The organism is Clostridium intestinale, assembly GCF_035905475.1.
GTDB lineage: Bacteria > Bacillota > Clostridia > Clostridiales > Clostridiaceae > Clostridium_T > Clostridium_T intestinale.
In genome coordinates this window covers 3,824,861-3,851,733 of sequence record NZ_CP121166.1, presented here as the reverse complement: position 1 = coordinate 3,851,733, position 26,873 = coordinate 3,824,861, and the positions used below count along the sequence as shown (strand labels likewise).

The following is a 26,873-nucleotide window of genomic DNA, read 5'->3' as shown; positions in this document are numbered from 1 at the left end:
TCCTACTATTCCGATGTACTTTATACTATATTAAATCATAGTTAAATAGATGTCAATATATTTTATTTAAAAAAATTTAAAGCCGTTGCACTCCCATACAACGGCTAACTAATATTATAATTTGAATTTTCCTACAGCATACTGTAGATTACTTGCTATTAGACTAAGTTCCTCTACTCCCTTTGCTACCGCATCCATAGTTGTATTTATTTGTTCAGTAGATGCTGCTACTTCTTCCGACGAGGCTGCTGTCCCTTCCGATATCTCAGATATACTTTCTATTTTTTGAACTACTTTATTTTTCTTTGAATATATTTCACTAGTTGATTCTGCAATACCTTTTATTCTATTAGTTAACTGATTTATAGCATCTAGTATTTGTGTAAATATTTTCTCTGTCTCATTTACCGCTACCTCTTGCTCCTCTACAGTTACTTTTGATTCCTCCATAGCACTTATAGCTACTTTAGACATACTTTGAACGCTCTCAATTATTTTTCTTATTTCTTCAGTAGATTTTCTAGATTGCTCTGCTAATTTTCTTATTTCATCAGCTACCACAGCAAACCCTCTTCCAGCTTCCCCTGCTCTTGCAGCTTCAATACTCGCATTTAGTGATAAAAGGTTGGTTTGTTCTGTTATTTCCTTTATAGCATCAGAAATTCTATTAATTTCTTCAGTATTCTTATTCATATTTAATACAATTTTGCTAGCTTCATTTGATGATATTTTACTTCTATCTGATTTTTCACCAAGAACTTTAACCATGTTCAAGCCTTTATTTCCTAGTTCTAAGGCATTTAATGATACAGATTTTAGAACCTTAGTATTTTCAACTATTCCATCTATCTCGTTTGAGAGTTCATTTATATTACTTACTCCTTCTTGAGCACTTCCAGCTTGTTCTATTATTCCTCTAGATATTTCTTCTATAGAATTATATACTTGTCCTACAGACGCCGTGCTCTCCTCTGCCATAACTCCTAAATTCGTTGATGTATCAAAGACCGTTTTAGAAGAATTTTTAACTTCTAGCATTAGTGCTGACATATTTTTTATCATAAAATTAAAGTTTTTTCCTAATTCTCCAAACTCGTCTTTTGACTTTATGTCAACCTTAACTGTTAAATCACCTTCAGCAGCCTTTTTAAACCCTTGTTCTAGCTTCTTTGCACTTTTAGCTAATCCATTGCTTAACCAAAAAGAAAACAATGCGGCTATCACAATCACTGCCCCAATGGTTATGAAAATCATATTTTTTATTCCACTTATATCAGCTTTTAACTCAGACTCGTCCATAGCTGCAATAATTTTAAAGCCTGTACCTGAATCTGTACCAAAAGTCGTAAATATATGACTTTTATTAAAATCTATTTCTGTAGATCCATTTTCATTGTTTTTAATTACATCCCAATTAGATATTTTAGTATCTGAATCACTTCCGATTATCCTGCTTGGGTAGGTAACTACATTTCCTTCTTCATTAATCACAAAAATGTATCCCTTGTTTCCTATTCTATATTTATTAGTTATTGAGGAAAGTTTATTAATAGATATCTCCATACCTATAACACCCACAATCTTTCCTTTATCTTCAACAGTTTTCGCAAAAGTAACTACCGATTCATCAGCTATCAAACTTTTATGCGGGTCGCTATTTATAACTTTTCCATTATTATTTATAGCTTTTTCATACCAAACTTCACTTTTAGGGTTGGTTATTTTTTTCTCATCAGGATAAGAAAAAGCTTCTCCCTTTTCAGTAAAGAAAAATACATTTAACACATCTTCATTTCTCTCTTTGAATTTCTGTAAATAATCGATGATATCTTTCTGCTCTGATTTAGAATCCATAAGTATAGTGTTACTTGAAGCCATTGATATCTGCACAGGGTATTTATTAAACTTTTCAATTACTTCAGGAATCACTTGTTCACTGGAAATCTCAAACTTGTCTATTAATGATGATCTGGCCTGCAAGTAACTACCGATACCTAATATTAATAGTGGTACTAAGCAAATAGATAATAAGCTTGTCATTAATTTATACCGGATTCCTATAATATGAGTTCTTTTTGTCATAATATACACTCCTAGCTATACTTAAATTATAAACTATATCAAACCACTTATATCTTACCATATTTTTACTTAAATATAAACGTTTACTTTATGTTTTGTATAAAAATATTCTTAAATAGAGATAGGAAAACCCTATCTCTATACAACAAGTCCAACTATTATAGGTATAGTAATCATTGATATTAAGGTACTCATAAAAACAGAAAAAGCTGACAGTTCTTTTTCCTTATTAAAGGTCTGAGAGAAAATAGATGCCGTAGCCCCAACTGGCATAGCCTCAATTATCACTATACTACTTACTGGCACAGATTTTAGATTTATCGCTAATGTAATAATATATAAAACTAAAGGTATAATCAAAAGTCTTGCAGCTATGCCTAAATACATACTTTTATCTTTAAATTGTGATTTTAATGATATACCTGCCATCATACTCCCTGTAATTATCATAGATAGTGGAGTTGTCATACCTCCTACAATCTCAAGAACAGATTTTATAACGACTGGAATACTTATTGGTGTAAGCATTATAAATAATCCAATTATTACTGATAGTATTCCTGGATTTTTAAGTAGATTTCTTAAATTACTTATACTGCTTTTACCTCCATAAAGCCTTACTCCATAGGTCCAAATAAGTATAGTAAAAATCATATTAAATATAGATGCATAAACTAATCCTTCTTTTCCATAAATACTTTCTATTATAGGAAATCCCATGAATCCACAATTACAAAATACTCCACAGAACTTTAATACCTCTCTTCTTCCAACTTCAACTCTATTAAATATGATATTAGACAAAATTATAGCAATTATAAATGCAATAATGCTGTAAATAAGCGCTGATATAATATTGTTGAACATATCTTTACTAAAACTAAAATCAAAAGAATTAATTACAAGTAGAGGTAATGTTATATTTAATAAAAAATTTGATAATCCTATTTCTAAAATTTCATTCAATATATCTTTTTTTCTAGCGTAACCTCCTATAAGCATCATTAAAAACAAATTTGCAATTTGATTATATATATTCATAAACAGCCTCCACAAAATTAATTAAAGTATGTAATATTATGAAAAGATTTGTTAAAGCTAAATTAATTATTGTTAACTCTCCCAATTTATACAAATATTTCACCTATTCTGATTTATAATTAAATTACGAAAAAGTTTAAGGGGGAGTGTAAGTGAATAAAGAAGAAAGAAGCTGGATACTACAAGATTTCGGAAATTCTGCTTATTCCATAACCATAACTACTGCTATTTTACCTGTGTTTTTTAAGAGTGTTGCAGGCGTTGGATTAGAAGATAATATTTCTACAGCCTACTGGGGATATGCCAATTCTTTTGCTACTTTAATAATAGCAGTACTAGCTCCATTATTAGGAACTATTGCAGATTATAAAGGATTTAAGAAAAAACTATTTTCTATTTTTGCACTTATTTCTATTATTTCAACAGCGCTTTTAGCTACTGTTGGAGAAAACAATTGGATTTATTGCTTAGTTATTTATATCATCACTACCATAGGATTTTCTGGCTCAAATATATTTTATGATTCATTTTTAACAGATGTAACTGATAATGAAAGAATGGATTTAATCTCATCTTCTGGTTTTGCCTGGGGATACATAGGTGGAACAATTCCATTTATCTTATCTATTTTATTAATAACAAACGCTGCAAGTTTAAATATGAATACAATACTTGCTACACAAATTTCTTTTCTACTTACAGCTGTTTGGTGGTTTATATTTACTGTCCCTATGTTTAAAAATGTTCATCAAAAATACTATATAGAAGGTAGTCCTAAACATTTAAGCACTAGCATTAAAAAACTAATTACTACAATAAAGGCTACTAAAAATAATAAAAATGTTTTCTATTTTCTTTTAGCATATTTCTTTTATATAGATGGTGTTCATACAGTAATAACCATGGCTACTGCTTATGGTATAGATGTTGGAATCAATAGCAATACACTAATGATAATACTCATATTTATACAAATAATAGCTTTTCCTTTTGCACTTTTATACGGCAAATTATCTAAGGTTTTTTCTCCTAGAATAATGATTTTAGTAGGGATAATAACCTATAGCATAGTTTCTATATATGGTTTCTTTTTAAAAACACCATTAGACTTTTGGATATTATCATTTCTTGTAGCTAGTGCTCAAGGTGGTATACAAGCTTTAAGTAGATCTTATTTTGGAAAGTTAATTCCTAAAGAAAATTCTGCTGAATATTTTGGTATATATAATATCTTTGGAAGAATTTCATCAATATTTGGTCCCTTACTAATAGGTATTGTCGGAACCATTACTGGAGAATCTAGATATGGAATTTTAAGTTTAATTATATTATTTATTGTTGGTGGAGTAATATTTTTAAAAGTTGAAGAAGAACCAAAAGCAGAATTTATTACAGACTAAATAAAAATGCTGTTTCTTGTAAGATACAAAAAACAGCATTTTCTTATTTTAAGCTAAGCAAGTTATCTTGTTAAATTATATAATTGGTGACTCACCGGGGAATCGAACCCCGGACACCATGATTAAAAGTCATGTGCTCTACCGACTGAGCTAGTGAATCCCGTACTACATAACACAATTTTAAATTATATATTATTTAATTATTATTGTCAATAATAATTAGTATTTCAATGTACTACAGTGATCTTTAATTAGGTTAACTGATTTATCAAATTTTACTTTTTCCTCTTCTGTCATCTCTATTTCAACTAGTTCTTTAACTCCATTTCTATTTAATACTGCTGGTACTCCTGCGAAAACTCCATCAAATCCATACTCACCTTCTAATAGCGTAGACACGGGTATAATTCTATTTTCATCATTAAATATAGCCTTTAAAACACCTACTGCAGCAGTAGCTATTCCATAATAAGTCGTACCTTTTCTATTAAATACTTCCCATCCAGCTTTAGCTGTATCTGATACTAACTTATCTAAGTCTATATGGCCAACTCTATGTTTGTTATCATTTATAACTTTATTAAATGGCTTTCCACCTATATATACATGCGACCAAGGCACCATTTGAGAGTCACCATGTTCTCCCATAGAATATGCCTGAACACTTCTAGGATCTACATCAAATAAATCTGCAATAAAGTGCTTCAATCTAGCTGAATCTACTGAAGTTCCAGTACCTATAACATGACTTTTAGGTAATCCTGATAACTTCCAAACATGATAAGCCATTATATCTACAGGATTTGATATTATTATAAAATGACCGCTAAACCCACTTTCCATTATAGGTGTTATTATAGATTCCATTATCCTAGCTGATGCATCCAAGGTGTCGAGTCTTGATTTTCCTGGCTTTGGTGGTGGTCCAGCCGTTATTATTATGGCATCAACATCTCCACAATCTTCATACCTTCCTAATTTTACTTTTGTATGTTGATCTAAATACTCAATGCAGTGATTTAAATCCATCGCTTCCCCAAGTGCTTTTTCTTCATTGATATCTATCATAAGAATCTCTTCGCATACACCCTGAGTAATCAAACTAAATCCTATGCTAGATCCCACTAATCCAGTTCCTACAATTGCTACTTTTCTAGATTTAATTCCCATTGATTTTCCTCCTTAAGTTTTATAGTTTTTATTATACTAAATTCTATTATCTGTGAATATCAATTTATTTTAATTTTTATATGAAAATAGTTAATTGATATAATTCCTATAGGATTTTAATGTAGTTATAATTTTATCAATAATATTATTATAATTTAGCTAAAATAATATTACTATTTTTTATATTGTACAAATACTTTACTACTTTACATAAATATTATAATTGCCTAGTAACTTGATATGCTTTATAATAACTTATAATGAGAAAAGAATTTTTAATCAAAAGAGGTGTATGTAGTGAAAATATCCACAAAAGGTAGATACGGCGTTCAGCTAATGATTGATTTAGCTATTCATTATAATCAAGATTTAGTACCATTAAAAGATATTGCAGCAAGACAAGAAATCTCTGAAAAATATCTGGAACAGATAGTAACTCCACTAAATAAATCTGGATATGTTAGAAGTGTACGTGGATCTCAAGGCGGATATATGTTAGCATCTGATCCATCAGATATAACCATAGGTATGTTACTGAGAGTATTGGAAGGTCCTTTTTACCCAGTAGATTACAATCCAACTAACAAACCTAATTCCGATAACGCTACTATTTATGTAACTATAGGAATATGGAATAAGATGAGGGACGCTGTTGATAATGTTGTTGATAATATAACTTTAGCAGATTTAGTTGATGAATATAAATCTAAAATTGAACCAGATTTCTGTATATAGGCTTTATAAAGACTTTCTTTATAAAGCCTTTTATCTTTACTAAAATCCTCAGTAAAACATTCATTTGTAACTATATTTTTTAATATTTCATAGTATAACTTATACAATAAAATATATTAAATTTATAGCGAGGTAATGATTATGTGTGGAATAGCTGGTTGGATTGATTTTTCTAAAGATTTATCTTCTTTTTATCATATAATTGAAAGTATGACGGATACTCTTAAACTCAGAGGTCCAAATAGTGGAGGTTTTTATACAAATGAAAATGTACTATTAGGTCATAGACGTCTAGTAGTAGTAGATCCAGAGGGCGGTAGCCAACCTATGACTAAAGTTATTAATGGAAATGAGTATATTTTAGTCTATAATGGTGAATTATATAACACAGAGGATCTAAGAAAAGATTTATTGTCTTATGGATATAAATTTGATTCATATTCAGATACAGAAGTTCTCTTAACCTCATATATTCATTGGGGTATAGACTGTTTAGATAAATTTAATGGAATTTTTGCATTCTGTATTTTTAATAAAAAAACTAATGAAATATTTTTAGCTAGAGATCCGTTAGGTGTTAAACCCCTATTCTATTCAGTTAAAGGAAACTCTTTAATATTTGGTTCTGAAATAAAAACACTCTTAGCTCATCCTTATATATCAACTTTAGTAGATGAAACTGGAATTACAGAACTTCTTTCACTTGGCCCTGCTACAGCTCTAGGTAGTGGTATATTTAATGATATAGATGAAGTTCCGCCTGGAAATTTTATATCCTTTTCTCCAACAGACTTTAATTTAAAAGAATATTGGACTCTTAAGGCAGAGGAATACACCGAAAACGAAGATGAAGCTGTTGAACATTTAGAGTCTTTATTAGTTGATGCAATTAGTAGACAACTTGTAGGTGATGTTCCTTTATGCACCTTTTTATCTGGAGGATTAGACTCCTCTGCTATAGCTGCAGTAGCATCAAAAAACTTTAAAGACAAAGGTAAAAAATTAACTACCTACTCAATTGACTTTGAGGATAATGAAAACTATTTTAAAGCTTCGCTTTTTCAACCAACCTCTGACGAGGAGTGGGCTTTATTCACATCTAAATATATAGATAGCAACCATAAAACAATAATGATAAAAAATATAGATTTAGTAAGTTATTTAAAGGATTCTTTAATAGCAAAGGATTTACCTGGTATGGCAGATATAGATTCATCTCTTTTCTTAGCTTGTAAAGAAATAAGAAAAGATTACGTAGTAGCCTTATCCGGTGAATGTGCAGATGAAATATTTGGTGGTTATCCTTGGTTTACCAATAAAGACATGTATGAAGCCAATACCTTTCCTTGGTCTAGATTCACTTCAAATAGACTTGATATTTTAAGTCCATCTATGAAAAAATTGAAGATAGAAGAAATGGTAAATTATCATTATAATTCTTCATTAGCTAAAGTTCCTCATTTAGATAATGAAGATAGTTATGAGCATAGAATGAGAGAATTATTTTATCTTAATATAAAGTGGTTTATGGTAAACTTATTAAACAGAAAAGATAGAATGAGCATGTCTAACTCTCTTGAAGTTAGAGTTCCCTTTGCTGATCCTAGATTAGTTCAATATGCTTTTAATATTCCTTCAAAAATCAAATTCCTACATGGACGTGAAAAGGGTCTATTAAGAAGCTCATTAAAAAATATATTGCCGAAAGAAATTGTTGAAAGAAAGAAAAGTCCTTACCCAAAGACTTATCATCCTATTTATACTGAAGCTGTATGCAAAGAGATGAACAAGATCTTAAATAATCCATCTTCCCCTATACTCGAAATTGTTGATAAAACAAAAATACAGCAAATTGTCGATAGTAAAGGAGAATCATATAAAATTCCTTGGTATGGTCAACTTATGATGGGTCCTCAATTTATAGCTTATTTGATTCAATTAAATATGTGGCTTGATATTTATAATGTTAATATTAAAATATAAAATTAAAGGCTAGGAAATTTCCTAGCCTCTTAATATATTACTTATAATAATTTTTTCATCTGACTAACTATTGGATCTGCTAAAGTACCTACTACTATTTGGTAGTTACCTTCGCCCATCTTCATTACTCCTGAAGCACCTAATTTCTTAAGTTCTCTCTCATTTATCTTGTTTCCGTCATTTAAAGATAATCTTATTCTTGTTACACAAGCATCTATTGTTTGTATATTTTCTTTTCCGCCTATTGCTTCAAGTATTCCTTTAGCTTTACCTGCTAAATCAGAAGATTTTGTTGATGCCTTTACTTCAACCTCAACTTCATCATCATCTTCTCTACCTGGAGTTTTTACATCAAATTTCTTAATGTAGAATAAGAATACGAAGTAGTATATAGCTCCAAATACTAAACCAACTAATGCTAATCCTAATGGATTACTTGTATTAGATTTGCTAAAGTTTAATGCATAATCTATAAATCCAGCTGAGAATCCAAATCCTAATTTCATGTTTAGAGCATATGTTACTGCTCCTGCTATACCAGTTAAAACTGCATGTATTCCATATAATACTGGAGCTAAGAACATAAATAAGAATTCTATTGGTTCAGTAATACCTGTTAAGAAAGATGTAAATGCTATTCCTAAAAGCATTCCTGTAACTTCTTTTTTCTTTTCTTTTTTAGCGGCTGTTATCATTGCTAAACATGCTGCTGGAAGACCAAACATCATTATTGGGAAAAATCCAGTCATAAATGCTCCAGAAGCTGGATCTCCTGCAAAGTATCTTGTTAAATCTCCTCTAACTATTTCCCCAGCTGCATTAGTGAATGTTCCAAATGTAAACCAGAATATAGAGTTCATTACGTGATGTAATCCAAATGGTATTAGTAATCTGTTTAATAGTCCAAATCCAAATGTTCCTGCTGAACCTGAATCAGCAACGAAGTTTCCAAATGAATCTAATCCTGTTTGGATAGCTGGCCATACATAACCTGCTAATACACCTAACGCTATCATAATGAAAGATGTAGCTATCGGTACAAACCTTTTACCGGCAAAAAATCCTAAAAACTGTGGAAGTTGAATATCTTTAAATTTATTATATAATATACCTGCTAATATACCTGCTATAAATCCTGCAAATACTCCCATGTTTATAGTTGGGTTAATAGCTGATGCAACCTTTTGTAATACTAAAAATCCTACTGTTGCTGATAGTGCCGCTACTCCATTATTTTCTTCAGCTAAACCAATTGCAATACCTACTGCAAATAATAACCCAAGTATCGAAATAGGTGTTGCCCCATCACCTTTACCTAAATATAAAGTACCAAAAATAGCATCTCCAGCTTGAGCTATTATTGGAATACCTTTTTCCATTAAGTACTTATTACCAGTCCATGTCCATACATCATTTTGACCTAATCTTAATAGTATAGCGGCAGCTGGCATTACTGCTACTGGAGTCATTAGTGCTTTACCTATCTTTTGTAAGAAAGCTAATACTCTGTTGTTTCCTTTTGACATATAAATCCCTCCTGAATATAGTTTTTACTGATATCAGCAAATTATCATAAATAATTGCAAATAAAAAAGCTGGAAAAGAATATACACATAATATACTCTTTCCAGCTAATGCCCTATACTAGTTACACGCTGTATCAGTTACTTATTAATTACAAGACAAGTATATACTATTATTTTTTATTAGTCAACGGTTACATTAAATTATTTTTTAAATTTTTATTTTTATATAAAATACTATTGATTGACAAAATATATATCAGTGTATATAATTACATTGAACATGTAACTGTTAATCAGGCATAAGTTTAATATTAAACTTATGCCTTTTTTTAATAGGTTGTGTAAATTTATAAGAACTAATTAAGGAAATGCTTATTAGATTGCACTTCATTTTGCATGTATATTTAAAGTTGTAATTGAAAGGAAGTGAACTGTACTAATTGTTTTTATAAAATAATTAGTTGATATTTATGTTTGGATTATTTAGTAAAGAATTAAAACTTGTAGCTCCTATTTCAGGTAAAACTGTAGACCTTTCCGCTGTACCAGATCCAGTTTTCGCAGAAAAAATGACTGGTGATGGTATAGCAATAGACCCAACAGGAGACTTAGTAGTAGCTCCAGCTGACGGAGAATTAACTCTAGTATTTAAAACTAAACATGCTCTAGCTATGACTTTATCCAATGGAATAGAATTATTAATTCATATTGGCATGGATACAGTTTCTTTAAATGGAGAAGGTTTTGAGCTTCTATGTGAACAAGGTACAAAGGTTAAAGCTGGAACTCCTCTTTTAAAAATAGATAGAGAATTCATAAAATCAAAAAATTTACCATTAGTAACTCCTATAGTTATTACAAATATGGATTCTGTAAAGTCACTTAATCCTTCTATCGGTCAATCTGTAGAAGCGGGAAAAGATACTATTTTAACTTATAAAACAAAATAAGAAAAGGTGCTAAATCTTAGCACCTTTTTATTTTGATAGAGAAACTCTAAACCTTTCTATATGCATAGCTAAATAGGCTATTTCATCTTCAACTACATCAACATCATCTAAATTTTCTTTTAATATTTCTGCAACATACTTAGCAATATTATATGATTTACGGTATTTACGCTTTATGACATCTATAAAATCATTTGTTATAGGTGTATTAGTTCTTATTCTTTCTATTGCGAATCTTAGATGTGTTAAAAATCGAGCATAATCTAATGATTTCTTATCTATTTCAATATCTAATGTATCCTCAATATATTCGATTATAGTATTACTTATAAAACTATATTTAATGGTATTAGAAAGTCTACCATTATTTCTTGCAGAATGTATATGCAAAGCAATAAATCCAGCCTCTCCGTCAGGTATATATACACCTAAAGATTCTTCTATTTTTATTGCAACCTGTTGCGCTAAAGTAAACTCTTTATTGTATAAAGTCTCGATTTCAGCTATAAATGGATTTTGTATTTCTTCATTACCTTTTAATCTTTTTATTGCGAAGAATAAGTGATCTATTAATCCTATATGTATATTTTCACTTAACTCCTCATTTAATTCTTTAGATATAAAAAATATAAGTTCTTCACAAAAACCAACAAACTCTTCTTCTAAGTTACTTATTAAAGTCTTAAAATTTCTTATATTATCTTTATCTTCAATTATGAATATCTTTTCTATTTCTGTTCCTTTAAGTACTTTATCTCCTGGTCTTTTGCTAAATCCAATCCCCTTCTGAAAGAGCATTTTTTCTTTTCCTTCCGATTGAACAAGTACTATGTTGTTATTAAATGCTTTAATTATTTCACAATCTTCTTTTAAAGAGCTATTCACATGTTCACCTTCTTACTAAAATGATAATATAAGACTTTAACTTCATTCAACTAATACCTGTTTTAAAACCTTATAATGTCAATTGTAAAGTGTAAACATATAAAACACAACTATATTTTTTAAAATTTATTAAATAAACTAATAATCAATCGTTTTATTATAAACTTTTAAAAATAAAAAAGATCCTAGAAAATTCTAGAATCTTTTGGTGGCTCACCGGGGAATCGAACCCCGGACACCATGATTAAAAGTCATGTGCTCTACCGACTGAGCTAGTGAACCATAATATTTGGCGACTTCCTACTCTCCCACACAGTCTCCCATGCAGTACCATCGGCGTAATAAAGCTTAACGATCCTGTTCGGAATGGGAAGGGGTGTTACCTTTATGCCATTATCACCAAATATATTATGAAAGAATTTTGTTCTTTCAAAATTGCACGTAAGTTCATTTAATAATATATATTCCAGTTAACTTATTGGTCAAGCCCTCGATCTATTAGTATGAGTCAGCTAAATATGTTACCACACTTACACCTCTCACCTATCAACCTTGTGTTCTTCAAGGGATCTTACTAGATTACTCTATGGGAAATCTTATCTTGAGGTGGGCTTCACGCTTAGATGCCTTCAGCGTTTATCCCTTCCCGACTTAGCTACCCAGCTATGCTCCTGGCGGAACAACTGGTACACCAGAGGTCAGTCCATCCCGGTCCTCTCGTACTAAGGACAGCTCCTCTCAAATTTCCTACGCCCGCGACGGATAGGGACCGAACTGTCTCACGACGTTCTGAACCCAGCTCGCGTGCCGCTTTAATGGGCGAACAGCCCAACCCTTGGGACCTACTTCAGCCCCAGGATGCGACGAGCCGACATCGAGGTGCCAAACCTCCCCGTCGATGTGGACTCTTGGGGGAGATCAGCCTGTTATCCCCGAGGTAGCTTTTATCCGTTGAGCGATGGCCCTCCCACGAGGTACCACCGGATCACTAAGTCCGACTTTCGTCCCTGCTCCACTTGTAGGTGTCGCAGTCAGGCTCCCTTCTGCCTTTGCACTCTTCGAAGGATTTCCGACCCTTCTGAGGGAACCTTTGAGCGCCTCCGTTACTTTTTCGGAGGCGACCGCCCCAGTCAAACTGCCCATCTAACAATGTCCTGTCACCAGTTTCATGGTGTCCAGTTAGAATTCCAGTACTATCAGGGTGGTATCCCAAGGTTGACTCCACTAAAGCTGACGCCCTAGTTTCCCAGTCTCCCACCTATCCTGTACAGACAATACCGAAACTCAATGCTAAACTACAGTAAAGCTCTACGGGGTCTTTCCGTCCAATCGCGGGTAGCAAGCATCTTCACTTGCACTACAACTTCGCCGGATTTGCAGTTGAGACAGTGCCCAAATCATTACGCCATTCGTGCGGGTCGGAACTTACCCGACAAGGAATTTCGCTACCTTAGGACCGTTATAGTTACGGCCGCCGTTTACTGGGGCTTAAGTTCACACCTTCGCTTGCGCTAAGTGTTCCCCTTAACCTTCCAGCACCGGGCAGGCGTCAGCCCCTATACATCAGCTTTCGCTTTAGCAGAGACCTGTGTTTTTGCTAAACAGTTGCTTGGGCCTATTCTCTGCGACCTACTCTCGTAGGCACCCCTTCTCCCGAAGTTACGGGGTCAATTTGCCGAGTTCCTTAACTGCAATTCTTCCGCCGGCCTTAGGATTCTCTCCTCACCTACCTGTGTCGGTTTGCGGTACGGGCACTACTTTTCTCCCTAGACGCTTTTCTTGGCAGCGTGGAATCATGTACTTCATCCATAAATGGACTTCCCCATCACACCTCAGAATTGTTAAAACGGATTTTCCTGTCTTAACTCCCTAAGTGCTTAGACTAGCATCCAATAGCTAGCACACACTATCCTCCTGCGTCACGCCATCGGTAATAACGATGGTAGTGGTATAGGAATATCAACCTATTGTCCATCACCTACGCCTTTCGGCCTCGGCTTAGGTCCCGACTAACCCTCAGCGGACGAGCCTTCCTGAGGAAACCTTAGGTTTTCGGCCTGTGAGATTCTCACTCACATCTCGCTACTAATGCCAACATTCTCACTCGTAAACAGTCCACCGCTCCTTTCGGTACGACTTCTGCCCGTTTACGACGCTCCTCTACCGCTTACATTACTGTAAGCCCGTAGCTTCGGTGGTAAGTTTGAGCCCCGAACATCTTCGGCGCAGGATCTCTCGACTAGTGAGCTATTACGCACTCTTTTAATGAGTGGCTGCTTCTAAGCCAACATCCTAGTTGTCTTCGAAATCCCACATCCTTTTCCACTTAACTTACACTTTGGGACCTTAGCTGACGATCTGGGCTGTTTCCCTTTTGACTACGGATCTTATCATTCGCAGTCTGACTGCCGAACTAATAGTATATGGCATTCGGAGTTTGATAAGGTTCGGTAAGCGATATGCCCCCTAGCCCATTCAGTGCTCTACCTCCATTACTCATATTCGACGCTAGCCCTAAAGCTATTTCGAGGAGAACCAGCTATCTCCGAGTTCGATTGGAATTTCTCCGCTATCCACAGCTCATCCCATGGTTTTTCAACACCAACGTGGTTCGGTCCTCCACGAGATTTTACTCTCGCTTCAACCTGGCCATGGATAGGTCACCCGGTTTCGGGTCCACGACATGCAACTTTGTGCCCTATTAAGACTCGGTTTCCCTTCGGCTCCGTACCTTAAGTACTTAACCTCGCTACATATCGTGACTCGTTGGCTCGTTCTACAAAAAGCACGTCATCACACATATAAAGTGCTATGACCGGTTGTGGGCATACGGTTTCAGGTTCTATTTCACTCCCCTCCCGGGGTTCTTTTCACCTTTCCCTCACGGTACTTCTTCACTATCGGTCATCGGGTAGTATTTAGCCTTGGGAGGTGGTCCTCCCTGCTTCCCACAAGGTTTCACGTGTCTCGTGGTACTCTGGATCAGAACTTACTATTTCGCGTTTTCATCTACAGGACTATTACCTTATGCGGTGGAACTTTCCAGTTCTCTTCGATTAACGTAATTTAGCTTTTATGTTCTGTCCGCAACCCCAGAAATAAATTTCTGGTTTGGGCTCTTTCCCTTTCGCTCGCCGCTACTTAGGAAATCGATTTTTCTTTCTCTTCCTTCAGGTACTTAGATGTTTCAGTTCCCTGAGTTTACCCTCCATAAGCTATGTATTCACTTATGGATACATGGGGTTTCCCATGTGAGTTTCCTCATTCGGACATCTCTGGATCACAGGCTATTTGCGCCTACCCAGAGCTTTTCGCAGCTTATCGCGTCCTTCTTCGGCTCCCGATGCCAAGGCATTCACCATACGCCCTTTATATCTTGACCTATGTCATTCTATAAAAGAAATTGATTAATTAATTGCCAACTGGCTTTATTATATATTACTTTACTTACTTATGTGCAATTTTCAAAGAACATCTGAACAACTTATGGTCGTTCAAAATTAAACAGAGGAAAACGTAAATCTTTGTCAATTATATTGACTGAATTTTATACTTAAATTCTACTAAGTTGTAGTTTTAAGTAATTTCTCCATAGAAAGGAGGTGATCCAGCCGCAGGTTCTCCTACGGCTACCTTGTTACGACTTCACCCCAATCGCTGACCCTACCTTCGGCCGCGCCCTCCTAAAAGGTTAGGCTACGGACTTCGGGTATTGCCAACTCTCATGGTGTGACGGGCGGTGTGTACAAGGCCCGGGAACGTATTCACCGCGACATTCTGATTCGCGATTACTAGCAACTCCAGCTTCATGCAGGCGAGTTTCAGCCTGCAATCCGAACTGAGACGAGTTTTATAAGTTTTGCTCCACCTCGCGGCTTTGCGTCTCTTTGTACTCGCCATTGTAGCACGTGTGTAGCCCTAGACATAAGGGGCATGATGATTTGACGTCATCCCCACCTTCCTCCGCGTTAACCACGGCAGTCTTGCTAGAGTGCTCAACTAAATGGTAGCAACTAACAATAAGGGTTGCGCTCGTTGCGGGACTTAACCCAACATCTCACGACACGAGCTGACGACAACCATGCACCACCTGTCTTCCTGTCCTCCCCGAAGGGAGAACTTCCTCGATTAAGAGTAATTCAGGAGATGTCAAGTCTAGGTAAGGTTCTTCGCGTTGCTTCGAATTAAACCACATGCTCCGCTGCTTGTGCGGGCCCCCGTCAATTCCTTTGAGTTTTAATCTTGCGACCGTACTCCCCAGGCGGGGTACTTATTGTGTTAACGGCGGCACAGGGGGAGTCGATACCCCCTACACCTAGTACCCATCGTTTACGGCGTGGACTACCAGGGTATCTAATCCTGTTTGCTCCCCACGCTTTCGAGCCTCAGCGTCAGTTATTGTCCAGAAAGTCGCCTTCGCCACTGGTGTTCTTCCTAATCTCTACGCATTTCACCGCTACACTAGGAATTCCACTTTCCTCTCCAACACTCTAGACACCCAGTTTGGAATGCAGCACCCAAGTTAAGCCCAGGTATTTCACATCCCACTTAAGTATCCGCCTACGCTCCCTTTACGCCCAGTAAATCCGGACAACGCTTGCCACCTACGTATTACCGCGGCTGCTGGCACGTAGTTAGCCGTGGCTTCCTCCTCAGGTACCGTCATTATCGTCCCTGAAGACAGAGCTTTACAACCCGAAGGCCTTCATCACTCACGCGGCGTTGCTGCATCAGGGTTTCCCCCATTGTGCAATATTCCCCACTGCTGCCTCCCGTAGGAGTCTGGGCCGTGTCTCAGTCCCAATGTGGCCGATCACCCTCTCAGGTCGGCTACGCATCGTCGCCTTGGTGAGCCGTTACCTCACCAACTAGCTAATGCGCCGCGGGCCCATCTGATAGCGGATTACTCCTTTGGTCATTTGAAGATGCCTTCATTTGACTTTATGCGGTATTAATCTCCCTTTCGGGAGGCTATCCCCCTCTATCAGGCAGGTTGCCCACGTGTTACTCACCCGTCCGCCGCTAGGAAATTACCGAAGCAATTTCCTCGCTCGACTTGCATGTGTTAAGCACGCCGCCAGCGTTCGTCCTGAGCCAGGATCAAACTCTCAATTTAAGTGTCACACTAATGTGCACAAATTTTAGTTTAATCTTACTCTAAGAATTACGTTGACTTTAAGTAGTTGTTTCAAACTTTACATTTGTTACAATTACTTACTCACAACTTTCGTTGTGTAAGTTTTATTCAAAACTTCTTAAGTTTCCTCTGTTTAATTTTCAAAGACCAATTTCGTCATTATTCGTCACCGTTTAGCGGCAACATATAATATATTATCATGTTGTTTTTGTTATGTCAACTGTTTTTTTAATATTTTTCAGTTAACATTTATATTCTCAGAAACTTTATGTTTTCTGCGGAACGTGTTTTATCTTAACATCTATATCAGATGTCTATTTATTATTATAACATATTCACACAAACTTATACCAGTAATTCTTAATATATCTCCATATTTCTTTGATTTCATATTATGGATACACCTGGAGCTGTTTTATTGATGTATAACGTTTACTATTTCTTTGTTTTCTTTATTCGACTATTATTTTTTATTAAGTGTTATAATATATTGGGGTGATTTTTATGGCTATTAATTTTAAAAATGATTGGCAAGAGCTTTTAGAAGAAGAACTTTCTAAAGAATATTATTTAAAACTTAGGCAATTTCTCATAACAGAATATAAGACAACAACAATTTATCCTAATATGCATGATATTTTTAATGCATTACACTATACGGCATATAAAGATGTTAAAGTAGTGATTTTAGGGCAAGACCCTTATCACGGACCTAATCAAGCACATGGTTTAAGCTTTTCTGTAAAACCAGGTGTTGGTATTCCCCCTTCCCTTCTCAATATGTATAAGGAATTACAGACAGACCTAGGTTGTTATATACCTAATAATGGATACCTAAAAAAATGGGCTGATCAAGGAATTTTATTATTAAATGCATCCTTAACAGTAAGAGCTCATACTGCTAATTCTCACAAAGGGAAAGGATGGGAGATATTAACCGATAAAATAATCTCTTTATTAAATGATAGGAAAGATCCTGTCGTATTTATACTTTGGGGAAATAATGCTATTTCAAAAGAGAAACTCATAACAAACAAATATCACTACATAATAAAATCAGTACATCCTAGTCCACTATCCGCATCTAGAGGTTTTTTTGGCTCAAAACCATTTTCTAAATGTAATGACTTTCTAAAATCTATAGGTAAAAATCCTATAGATTGGCAAATAGAAAATATTTAAGGTTAAAGGGAAAAATATTTGTTTTTCCCTTTAGCTTTTCTAAGAGCATATATAATTGCATTATTTATTAATATTTCCATCTATAATGAGCATATATAGGATTATTAAACCAACTTAGTTTAGCTTCAGATGCCTTTGGGGTGGAATTATGAATTACATATGGTATTCCATCACTATCTCTTTTGTCAGAGACTATAGCAATATGTTCATACCCTTCTACAAATACCACTATATCACCAGGTTGCCACTCTTTAAGATTATTTACATCATCAACATTGAGTTCTATTGTTAAACTCTCACAATATCTTTTAAAGAAAATCTCTTGATTTAATACTCGTCTAAAATCTATATTAGGATCTGGTTTACTGTTTACTCTCCTATATTCTTTTAAATTTTCTCTAATATCCTTATCCAGCAATTCTTTAATTGAGACATTTATCGCATTGAACCCTCTCCATATTACATCAGTACATACGCCTTCACCTTCTGGTGGATAACCGCCTGTATAATATGCATCTTTATATACGGTTTCTCTTTCCACTTCTTTTCTTGCCTCATTTACTATGTCTATTGGATCAGGTATCCCATTATTATTTTTATCTTCTTTAGAACTTTCATCAGGTACTACAACCTTTTTTATTGGCAAATTTTCTATTATATCTCCTATGGAGTTACCTTCTAAAGCACTTCTATATTTTTGTTTTAAAAATGTTATCGTAGCAACACTTATAATAATTAAGAGAACATAAAAAATTAATACTTTTCTTTTCCTCATATACTCCCCTTTATTAAAACATAGAAATATCTATATTTCATTTTAATATAATAACTTCTTAAATTTTATATTCTCTATTGTATTACTCTTTTCCTTCTATCTTTCTAATATTATTCATGTTAGTAATATATTTACTTCCCATTCTCAGCTTCCTCATCTTTATATAATTCTACTCTACTCCATGGGATAGCAAGCCTAACTTCATTTTTTTCTAATATCTCAAGTATAGTAAGATTTATATCCTCTTTAGTTTTCTCATAAGCTAAATATTCCATCACATTGGTATAAAAATATATAGATACATCTAAGCTATGTTCTGAAAAAGCATTAAAAGATACTATCACTAGCTCTTTATCAACTCTTTCATCATTTAAAAGAAAATCTTCAATTTCTTTAACTAAGATTTTAATCTTTTTACTGCGAGTCCCGTAATCTAATGGTAACTTAAAAAATATACGCCTCTTTTTTCTATCAGTCCAATTAATTATATAGGAATTAGCAAGCTTAGAGTTTGGTACAGTAACCAATGCCTTTGAGAAAGTCCTTATTTTTGTACTTCTAAATGTTATTTCTTTCACTATACCTTCAACGTCTGAAGTTTGAATCCAATCACCTATAGAAAAAGGTCTATCAAATAAAATAACCATTCCTCCAAATAAATTTGAAAAAGTCTCTTGAGCTGCCAAAGCTATAACTACTCCTGATACTCCAAGTCCAGTAACAAATCCAGAAAATCCAAATTCTCTTGAAAATATACTCACAGCAGCTATTAACGCCAATATTCTAATTATGATAGATATAAAGGGGAAAATTATCTTATTAACTTTATCTGTATATTTATTTTTTATTCTATTATATAGAAGAGAATCTTCCATTGTAACATTGTAGATTATCCAAGTAAAAAATATAACTAACCCACATCTTAATACCTTTTCAGTTATTAACGTAAGTTCTTCTTTATATATACTCAAAGCTAAATATTTTAATGAAAAGTATAATCCTAATATATCTATTAGAAACTTTAACGGTTTCTCCAAAGATTCAAATATTTTATCGTCTAAAGTGTTTTCAGTTTTTTTTATAAATTTGCAACAATATGTGCAAATATATTTTACAAAAAGCTTTTTAAAAATAAGAAACCCTATATAAATTAATAGGGCTATTACAAGCACATCAAAAGGTGAATGCGCTATTATATTAATAATTTTATTTATTTCATCCATAGTTACCACCCAAAAAAATCATTATTCTTTATTATGTGTACTTAAGGATTTTTCATTCTAACCTTGCAATATTTATTTATAATAGTAAAATATAGTTATATTTTCTAAGGAGGCTGGTAATATGGATTCGAAACTTTCTAGAGATGATGCTTGGTCTTTATTATGTAAATATACCAAAAGTGATTCTCTACTTAAACATGCTCTTGCTGTTGAAGGAGTAATGAGACATTTTACAAAATTATTGGGTGAAAAAGATATAGATAAATGGGGAATAGTAGGACTTCTTCATGATCTTGATTATGAAATGTATCCAGATGAACATTGTATAAAAGTCCAAGAAATAATGAAAGACCATAATATATCTGATGAATATATACATGCTGTAGCAAGTCATGGTTATGGTATATGTTGCGATATTGAACCAGTTCACAAAATGGAGAAAGTATTATATACCATAGATGAACTCACTGGACTTATAAGCGCAGCCGCTATAATGAGACCCTCCAAAAGCATTTTAGATTTAGAATTGAAGTCAGTTAAAAAGAAATATAAATCTAAAGGATTTGCCTCTGGTGTTGATAGAAACATAATCGAGAATGGAGCAAAAATGCTTGATTTAGAATTAGATTTTGTAATCAAAGAAACCATTGAAGGAATGAAAACTGTTGCTGAGGATATCGGGTTAAAAGGCGCTATATAAAGATTCAGGTATTTTTAATTTTTTATATTCAATTTAATTAAATACACAAAAAAAGTCTAGCAAAATGCTAGACTTTTGGTGGCTCGAGCAGGAATCGAACCAGCGACACGAGGATTTTCAGTCCTCTGCTCTACCGACTGAGCTATCGAGCCATAATATTTGGCGACTTCCTACTCTCCCACACAGTCTCCCATGCAGTACCATCGGCGTAATAAAGCTTAACGATCCTGTTCGGAATGGGAAGGGGTGTTACCTTTATGCCATTATCACCAAATATATTATGAAAGAATTTTGTTCTTTCAAAATTGCACGTAAGTTCATTTAATAATATATATTCCAGTTAACTTATTGGTCAAGCCCTCGATCTATTAGTATGAGTCAGCTAAATATGTTACCACACTTACACCTCTCACCTATCAACCTTGTGTTCTTCAAGGGATCTTACTAGATTACTCTATGGGAAATCTTATCTTGAGGTGGGCTTCACGCTTAGATGCCTTCAGCGTTTATCCCTTCCCGACTTAGCTACCCAGCTATGCTCCTGGCGGAACAACTGGTACACCAGAGGTCAGTCCATCCCGGTCCTCTCGTACTAAGGACAGCTCCTCTCAAATTTCCTACGCCCGCGACGGATAGGGACCGAACTGTCTCACGACGTTCTGAACCCAGCTCGCGTGCCGCTTTAATGGGCGAACAGCCCAACCCTTGGGACCTACTTCAGCCCCAGGATGCGACGAGCCGACATCGAGGTGCCAAACCTCCCCGTCGATGTGGACTCTTGGGGGAGATCAGCCTGTTATCCCCGAGGTAGCTTTTATCCGTTGAGCGATGGCCCTCCCACGAGGTACCACCGGATCACTAAGTCCGACTTTCGTCCCTGCTCCACTTGTAGGTGTCGCAGTCAGGCTCCCTTCTGCCTTTGCACTCTTCGAAGGATTTCCGACCCTTCTGAGGGAACCTTTGAGCGCCTCCGTTACTTTTTCGGAGGCGACCGCCCCAGTCAAACTGCCCATCTAACAATGTCCTGTCACCAGTTTCATGGTGTCCAGTTAGAATTCCAGTACTATCAGGGTGGTATCCCAAGGTTGACTCCACTAAAGCTGACGCCCTAGTTTCCCAGTCTCCCACCTATCCTGTACAGACAATACCGAAACTCAATGCTAAACTACAGTAAAGCTCTACGGGGTCTTTCCGTCCAATCGCGGGTAGCAAGCATCTTCACTTGCACTACAACTTCGCCGGATTTGCAGTTGAGACAGTGCCCAAATCATTACGCCATTCGTGCGGGTCGGAACTTACCCGACAAGGAATTTCGCTACCTTAGGACCGTTATAGTTACGGCCGCCGTTTACTGGGGCTTAAGTTCACACCTTCGCTTGCGCTAAGTGTTCCCCTTAACCTTCCAGCACCGGGCAGGCGTCAGCCCCTATACATCAGCTTTCGCTTTAGCAGAGACCTGTGTTTTTGCTAAACAGTTGCTTGGGCCTATTCTCTGCGACCTACTCTCGTAGGCACCCCTTCTCCCGAAGTTACGGGGTCAATTTGCCGAGTTCCTTAACTGCAATTCTTCCGCCGGCCTTAGGATTCTCTCCTCACCTACCTGTGTCGGTTTGCGGTACGGGCACTACTTTTCTCCCTAGACGCTTTTCTTGGCAGCGTGGAATCATGTACTTCATCCATAAATGGACTTCCCCATCACACCTCAGAATTGTTAAAACGGATTTTCCTGTCTTAACTCCCTAAGTGCTTAGACTAGCATCCAATAGCTAGCACACACTATCCTCCTGCGTCACGCCATCGGTAATAACGATGGTAGTGGTATAGGAATATCAACCTATTGTCCATCACCTACGCCTTTCGGCCTCGGCTTAGGTCCCGACTAACCCTCAGCGGACGAGCCTTCCTGAGGAAACCTTAGGTTTTCGGCCTGTGAGATTCTCACTCACATCTCGCTACTAATGCCAACATTCTCACTCGTAAACAGTCCACCGCTCCTTTCGGTACGACTTCTGCCCGTTTACGACGCTCCTCTACCGCTTACATTACTGTAAGCCCGTAGCTTCGGTGGTAAGTTTGAGCCCCGAACATCTTCGGCGCAGGATCTCTCGACTAGTGAGCTATTACGCACTCTTTTAATGAGTGGCTGCTTCTAAGCCAACATCCTAGTTGTCTTCGAAATCCCACATCCTTTTCCACTTAACTTACACTTTGGGACCTTAGCTGACGATCTGGGCTGTTTCCCTTTTGACTACGGATCTTATCATTCGCAGTCTGACTGCCGAACTAATAGTATATGGCATTCGGAGTTTGATAAGGTTCGGTAAGCGATATGCCCCCTAGCCCATTCAGTGCTCTACCTCCATTACTCATATTCGACGCTAGCCCTAAAGCTATTTCGAGGAGAACCAGCTATCTCCGAGTTCGATTGGAATTTCTCCGCTATCCACAGCTCATCCCATGGTTTTTCAACACCAACGTGGTTCGGTCCTCCACGAGATTTTACTCTCGCTTCAACCTGGCCATGGATAGGTCACCCGGTTTCGGGTCCACGACATGCAACTTTGTGCCCTATTAAGACTCGGTTTCCCTTCGGCTCCGTACCTTAAGTACTTAACCTCGCTACATATCGTGACTCGTTGGCTCGTTCTACAAAAAGCACGTCATCACACATATAAAGTGCTATGACCGGTTGTGGGCATACGGTTTCAGGTTCTATTTCACTCCCCTCCCGGGGTTCTTTTCACCTTTCCCTCACGGTACTTCTTCACTATCGGTCATCGGGTAGTATTTAGCCTTGGGAGGTGGTCCTCCCTGCTTCCCACAAGGTTTCACGTGTCTCGTGGTACTCTGGATCAGAACTTACTATTTCGCGTTTTCATCTACAGGACTATTACCTTATGCGGTGGAACTTTCCAGTTCTCTTCGATTAACGTAATTTAGCTTTTATGTTCTGTCCGCAACCCCAGAAATAAATTTCTGGTTTGGGCTCTTTCCCTTTCGCTCGCCGCTACTTAGGAAATCGATTTTTCTTTCTCTTCCTTCAGGTACTTAGATGTTTCAGTTCCCTGAGTTTACCCTCCATAAGCTATGTATTCACTTATGGATACATGGGGTTTCCCATGTGAGTTTCCTCATTCGGACATCTCTGGATCACAGGCTATTTGCGCCTACCCAGAGCTTTTCGCAGCTTATCGCGTCCTTCTTCGGCTCCCGATGCCAAGGCATTCACCATACGCCCTTTATATCTTGACCTATGTCATTCTATAAAAGAAATTGATTAATTAATTGCCAACTGGCTTTATTATATATTACTTTACTTACTTATGTGCAATTTTCAAAGAACATCTGAACAACTTATGGTCGTTCAAAATTAAACAGAGGAAAACGTAAATCTTTGTCAATTATATTGACTGAATTTTATACTTAAATTCTACTAAGTTGTAGTTTTAAGTAATTTCTCCATAGAAAGGAGGTGATCCAGCCGCAGGTTCTCCTACGGCTACCTTGTTACGACTTCACCCCAATCGCTGACCCTACCTTCGGCCGCGCCCTCCTAAAAGGTTAGGCTACGGACTTCGGGTATTGCCAACTCTCATGGTGTGACGGGCGGTGTGTACAAGGCCCGGGAACGTATTCACCGCGACATTCTGATTCGCGATTACTAGCAACTCCAGCTTCATGCAGGCGAGTTTCAGCCTGCAATCCGAACTGAGACGAGTTTTATAAGTTTTGCTCCACCTCGCGGCTTTGCGTCTCTTTGTACTCGCCATTGTAGCACGTGTGTAGCCCTAGACATAAGGGGCATGATGATTTGACGTCATCCCCACCTTCCTCCGCGTTAACCACGGCAGTCTTGCTAGAGTGCTCAACTAAATGGTAGCAACTAACAATAAGGGTTGCGCTCGTTGCGGGACTTAACCCAACATCTCACGACACGAGCTGACGACAACCATGCACCACCTGTCTTCCTGTCCTCCCCGAAGGGAGAACTTCCTCGATTAAGAGTAATTCAGGAGATGTCAAGTCTAGGTAAGGTTCTTCGCGTTGCTTCGAATTAAACCACATGCTCCGCTGCTTGTGCGGGCCCCCGTCAATTCCTTTGAGTTTTAATCTTGCGACCGTACTCCCCAGGCGGGGTACTTATTGTGTTAACGGCGGCACAGGGGGAGTCGATACCCCCTACACCTAGTACCCATCGTTTACGGCGTGGACTACCAGGGTATCTAATCCTGTTTGCTCCCCACGCTTTCGAGCCTCAGCGTCAGTTATTGTCCAGAAAGTCGCCTTCGCCACTGGTGTTCTTCCTAATCTCTACGCATTTCACCGCTACACTAGGAATTCCACTTTCCTCTCCAACACTCTAGACACCCAGTTTGGAATGCAGCACCCAAGTTAAGCCCAGGTATTTCACATCCCACTTAAGTATCCGCCTACGCTCCCTTTACGCCCAGTAAATCCGGACAACGCTTGCCACCTACGTATTACCGCGGCTGCTGGCACGTAGTTAGCCGTGGCTTCCTCCTCAGGTACCGTCATTATCGTCCCTGAAGACAGAGCTTTACAACCCGAAGGCCTTCATCACTCACGCGGCGTTGCTGCATCAGGGTTTCCCCCATTGTGCAATATTCCCCACTGCTGCCTCCCGTAGGAGTCTGGGCCGTGTCTCAGTCCCAATGTGGCCGATCACCCTCTCAGGTCGGCTACGCATCGTCGCCTTGGTGAGCCGTTACCTCACCAACTAGCTAATGCGCCGCGGGCCCATCTGATAGCGGATTACTCCTTTGGTCATTTGAAGATGCCTTCATTTGACTTTATGCGGTATTAATCTCCCTTTCGGGAGGCTATCCCCCTCTATCAGGCAGGTTGCCCACGTGTTACTCACCCGTCCGCCGCTAGGAAATTACCGAAGCAATTTCCTCGCTCGACTTGCATGTGTTAAGCACGCCGCCAGCGTTCGTCCTGAGCCAGGATCAAACTCTCAATTTAAGTGTCACACTAATGTGCACAAATTTTAGTTTAATCTTACTCTAAGAATTACGTTGACTATAAAATAAGTTTATTCAAAACTTCTTAAGTTTCCTCTGTTTAATTTTCAAAGACCATTTTTCTTCTTCGCTAATCTCTCTCAGCGACAAGTGTTATCTTATCATATACACTTTTCTCTGTCAACAAGTTTTTTCATTTCTTTTTAATCAATTTTTGTTGATTAATTTCTTATCTGAAATGTTTTGTTGTTCTTGCGACGTGTTTTATCTTACCACCTCTACAATACATAATATTTCTCTATATTCCTAGTTATATTAAATTATTCTTATTTATCTAATAATTCCTTTTAGTTTCTTTGTTTTCTTATTATTGATACACTAGGAATAGTGTTCATATGATTGTATCACTAAACTAGCATTTCTCTGGTATTAAATCTTATTTAAGTATCTAAAACATAGATATAAAGAATATTTTTATCATAATCCATAACCCCAAAATCAAAATTATGAGCTGCCATATTCATACTATCATCTGGATATTCTTCTGCAGCCCTATCTCTAAAATAATAAGCACCATTTTTGATATCTCTAGGAATTTTACCTAGATACTCTCCATATATATACTCTTTATCTCCAAAATAAATTTTTCTTTTTTTCTCAGCACTTATAGGTAATGCATACCAGCTACTGTTCTGTTTTATGTCATTAATAAACTCATCTTTATCCGAATCACTAATTTCTATTATAGAGAAATACTCCCCATCCCCATTGAATCCTCCATGAGTATCTTTTCCTGTTAATATTGAGGAGTATTTAGGTATATCTATTCCTATTGTTCTTTTATAAAAATTTTTTTCATCTATATATTTTACTATCCCAATTATCAAACTAAATGAAAATATAAAAGTAAAAAACCATAAACTTGTTTTTAAAAACTCGAATTTACCTATAGATTTATATTCAATTGATATCCAGACAATGAACATTACACATAATCCCAAACCTACAGATCCCTTTATAAGTATGGGTATATCAATTAATAATAATATTAATAAACTTAGTAATATTACCACTCCAAGCTTCTTAGACATATAAACTT

14 protein-coding genes, 3 tRNA genes and 6 rRNA genes are annotated in these 26,873 nt (G+C 36.5%); 6 read left to right on the top strand and 17 right to left on the bottom strand.

Annotated elements, in window-relative coordinates:
* Window positions 1-114: 114 nt before the first annotated feature.
* The gene (locus P8F83_RS19635; protein WP_326512362.1) at window positions 115-2,040 is read right to left on the bottom strand and encodes a methyl-accepting chemotaxis protein; all 1,926 of its coding nucleotides are present in this window, start codon (window positions 2,038-2,040) and stop codon (window positions 115-117) included.
* 180 nt (window positions 2,041-2,220) lie between these two features.
* The gene (locus P8F83_RS19630) at window positions 2,221-3,123 is read right to left on the bottom strand and encodes an AEC family transporter (RefSeq protein ID WP_326512361.1); all 903 of its coding nucleotides are present in this window, start codon (window positions 3,121-3,123) and stop codon (window positions 2,221-2,223) included.
* Between the two features lie 152 nt (window positions 3,124-3,275).
* Between P8F83_RS19630 and P8F83_RS19625 the strand changes: the two genes are divergently transcribed.
* Window positions 3,276-4,523 (top strand): MFS transporter, encoded by a 1,248-nt coding sequence (locus P8F83_RS19625; RefSeq protein ID WP_326512360.1) that lies wholly within the window; start codon window positions 3,276-3,278, stop codon window positions 4,521-4,523.
* An 84-nt stretch (window positions 4,524-4,607) separates the two neighbouring features.
* Here the strand turns inward: P8F83_RS19625 and P8F83_RS19620 are convergent.
* Window positions 4,608-4,683: transfer RNA gene (locus tag P8F83_RS19620), tRNA-Lys, on the bottom strand.
* A gap of 59 nt (window positions 4,684-4,742) precedes the next feature.
* A complete protein-coding gene (locus P8F83_RS19615) occupies window positions 4,743-5,693 on the bottom strand; it encodes an L-lactate dehydrogenase (protein ID WP_326512359.1) in 951 nt (316 codons plus the stop codon).
* 297 nt (window positions 5,694-5,990) lie between these two features.
* On the opposite strand from P8F83_RS19615, the gene P8F83_RS19610 reads away from it, so the two are divergent.
* A complete protein-coding gene (locus P8F83_RS19610) occupies window positions 5,991-6,428 on the top strand; it encodes an RrF2 family transcriptional regulator (protein ID WP_073022680.1) in 438 nt (145 codons plus the stop codon).
* Window positions 6,429-6,569: 141 nt separating this feature from the next.
* Window positions 6,570-8,411, top strand: coding sequence for an asparagine synthase (glutamine-hydrolyzing) (asnB, locus tag P8F83_RS19605; protein ID WP_326512358.1), 1,842 nt, complete (start codon window positions 6,570-6,572; stop codon window positions 8,409-8,411).
* A gap of 41 nt (window positions 8,412-8,452) precedes the next feature.
* Here asnB and nagE read toward each other — a convergent pair whose 3' ends face one another.
* On the bottom strand, window positions 8,453-9,937 hold the full coding sequence (gene nagE / locus P8F83_RS19600; protein ID WP_238907585.1) for an N-acetylglucosamine-specific PTS transporter subunit IIBC: 1,485 nt from the start codon (window positions 9,935-9,937) through the stop codon (window positions 8,453-8,455).
* Between the two features lie 470 nt (window positions 9,938-10,407).
* Between nagE and P8F83_RS19595 the strand changes: the two genes are divergently transcribed.
* Window positions 10,408-10,887, top strand: a complete 480-nt coding sequence (locus P8F83_RS19595; RefSeq protein WP_315113898.1) for a PTS sugar transporter subunit IIA — start codon at window positions 10,408-10,410, stop codon at window positions 10,885-10,887.
* Window positions 10,888-10,914: 27 nt separating this feature from the next.
* On the opposite strand, the gene glcT is transcribed toward P8F83_RS19595, so the two are convergent.
* The 5 genes from glcT to P8F83_RS19570 all read right to left on the bottom strand — a co-directional run bounded on the left by glcT (window position 10,915) and on the right by P8F83_RS19570 (window position 16,888).
* Entirely contained in the window at window positions 10,915-11,772 is an 858-nt protein-coding gene (gene glcT, locus P8F83_RS19590) for a glucose PTS transporter transcription antiterminator GlcT (RefSeq protein WP_326512357.1), read from the bottom strand.
* A gap of 206 nt (window positions 11,773-11,978) precedes the next feature.
* Window positions 11,979-12,054, bottom strand: a tRNA-Lys gene (locus tag P8F83_RS19585).
* 5 nt (window positions 12,055-12,059) lie between these two features.
* Window positions 12,060-12,176, bottom strand: a 5S ribosomal RNA gene (gene rrf, locus P8F83_RS19580).
* Between the two features lie 74 nt (window positions 12,177-12,250).
* A 23S ribosomal RNA gene (locus P8F83_RS19575) occupies window positions 12,251-15,154 on the bottom strand.
* Window positions 15,155-15,367: 213 nt separating this feature from the next.
* A 16S ribosomal RNA gene (locus P8F83_RS19570) occupies window positions 15,368-16,888 on the bottom strand.
* Together the 16S, 23S and 5S rRNA genes with 1 tRNA gene alongside form the textbook arrangement of a ribosomal RNA operon.
* Window positions 16,889-17,413: 525 nt before the next feature.
* On the opposite strand from P8F83_RS19570, the gene P8F83_RS19565 reads away from it, so the two are divergent.
* Entirely contained in the window at window positions 17,414-18,091 is a 678-nt protein-coding gene (locus P8F83_RS19565) for a uracil-DNA glycosylase (RefSeq protein ID WP_238907683.1), read from the top strand.
* Between the two features lie 67 nt (window positions 18,092-18,158).
* Here P8F83_RS19565 and P8F83_RS19560 read toward each other — a convergent pair whose 3' ends face one another.
* Window positions 18,159-18,866 carry a DUF1287 domain-containing protein gene (locus tag P8F83_RS19560; RefSeq protein ID WP_326512356.1) on the bottom strand — a complete coding sequence of 236 codons (708 nt, stop codon included), beginning with the start codon at window positions 18,864-18,866 and terminating at the stop codon, window positions 18,159-18,161.
* Between the two features lie 131 nt (window positions 18,867-18,997).
* The gene (locus tag P8F83_RS19555; RefSeq protein ID WP_326512355.1) at window positions 18,998-20,089 is read right to left on the bottom strand and encodes a mechanosensitive ion channel family protein; all 1,092 of its coding nucleotides are present in this window, start codon (window positions 20,087-20,089) and stop codon (window positions 18,998-19,000) included.
* Window positions 20,090-20,210: 121 nt separating this feature from the next.
* Here P8F83_RS19555 and P8F83_RS19550 point away from each other — a divergent pair, with 121 nt between their 5' ends.
* Window positions 20,211-20,789, top strand: a complete 579-nt coding sequence (locus P8F83_RS19550) for a hydrolase (RefSeq protein ID WP_326512354.1) — start codon at window positions 20,211-20,213, stop codon at window positions 20,787-20,789.
* 76 nt (window positions 20,790-20,865) lie between these two features.
* On the opposite strand, the gene P8F83_RS19545 is transcribed toward P8F83_RS19550, so the two are convergent.
* The 5 genes from P8F83_RS19545 to P8F83_RS19525 form a co-directional block, all read right to left on the bottom strand.
* Window positions 20,866-20,941, bottom strand: a tRNA-Phe gene (locus P8F83_RS19545).
* Between the two features lie 5 nt (window positions 20,942-20,946).
* Window positions 20,947-21,063, bottom strand: a 5S ribosomal RNA gene (gene rrf, locus P8F83_RS19540).
* Window positions 21,064-21,137: 74 nt separating this feature from the next.
* Window positions 21,138-24,041 (bottom strand): 23S ribosomal RNA (locus P8F83_RS19535).
* A gap of 213 nt (window positions 24,042-24,254) precedes the next feature.
* Window positions 24,255-25,775, bottom strand: a 16S ribosomal RNA gene (locus tag P8F83_RS19530).
* Between the two features lie 439 nt (window positions 25,776-26,214).
* The gene (locus P8F83_RS19525; RefSeq protein WP_326512353.1) at window positions 26,215-26,865 is read right to left on the bottom strand and encodes a hypothetical protein; all 651 of its coding nucleotides are present in this window, start codon (window positions 26,863-26,865) and stop codon (window positions 26,215-26,217) included.
* Window positions 26,866-26,873: the final 8 nt, after the last annotated feature.

Coding starts and splice junctions, on each gene's coding strand:
- P8F83_RS19635 (WP_326512362.1), bottom strand. CDS start 2,040: ATGACAAGCTTATTATCTATTTGCTTAGTACCACTATTAATATTAGGT.
- P8F83_RS19630 (WP_326512361.1), bottom strand. CDS start 3,123: ATGAATATATATAATCAAATTGCAAATTTGTTTTTAATGATGCTTATA.
- P8F83_RS19615 (WP_326512359.1), bottom strand. CDS start 5,693: ATGGGAATTAAATCTAGAAAAGTAGCAATTGTAGGAACTGGATTAGTG.
- asnB (WP_326512358.1), top strand. CDS start 6,570: ATGTGTGGAATAGCTGGTTGGATTGATTTTTCTAAAGATTTATCTTCT.
- nagE (WP_238907585.1), bottom strand. CDS start 9,937: ATGTCAAAAGGAAACAACAGAGTATTAGCTTTCTTACAAAAGATAGGT.
- P8F83_RS19595 (WP_315113898.1), top strand. CDS start 10,408: ATGTTTGGATTATTTAGTAAAGAATTAAAACTTGTAGCTCCTATTTCA.
- P8F83_RS19565 (WP_238907683.1), top strand. CDS start 17,414: ATGGCTATTAATTTTAAAAATGATTGGCAAGAGCTTTTAGAAGAAGAA.
- P8F83_RS19560 (WP_326512356.1), bottom strand. CDS start 18,866: ATGAGGAAAAGAAAAGTATTAATTTTTTATGTTCTCTTAATTATTATA.
- P8F83_RS19555 (WP_326512355.1), bottom strand. CDS start 20,089: ATGGATGAAATAAATAAAATTATTAATATAATAGCGCATTCACCTTTT.
- P8F83_RS19550 (WP_326512354.1), top strand. CDS start 20,211: ATGGATTCGAAACTTTCTAGAGATGATGCTTGGTCTTTATTATGTAAA.
- P8F83_RS19525 (WP_326512353.1), bottom strand. CDS start 26,865: ATGTCTAAGAAGCTTGGAGTGGTAATATTACTAAGTTTATTAATATTA.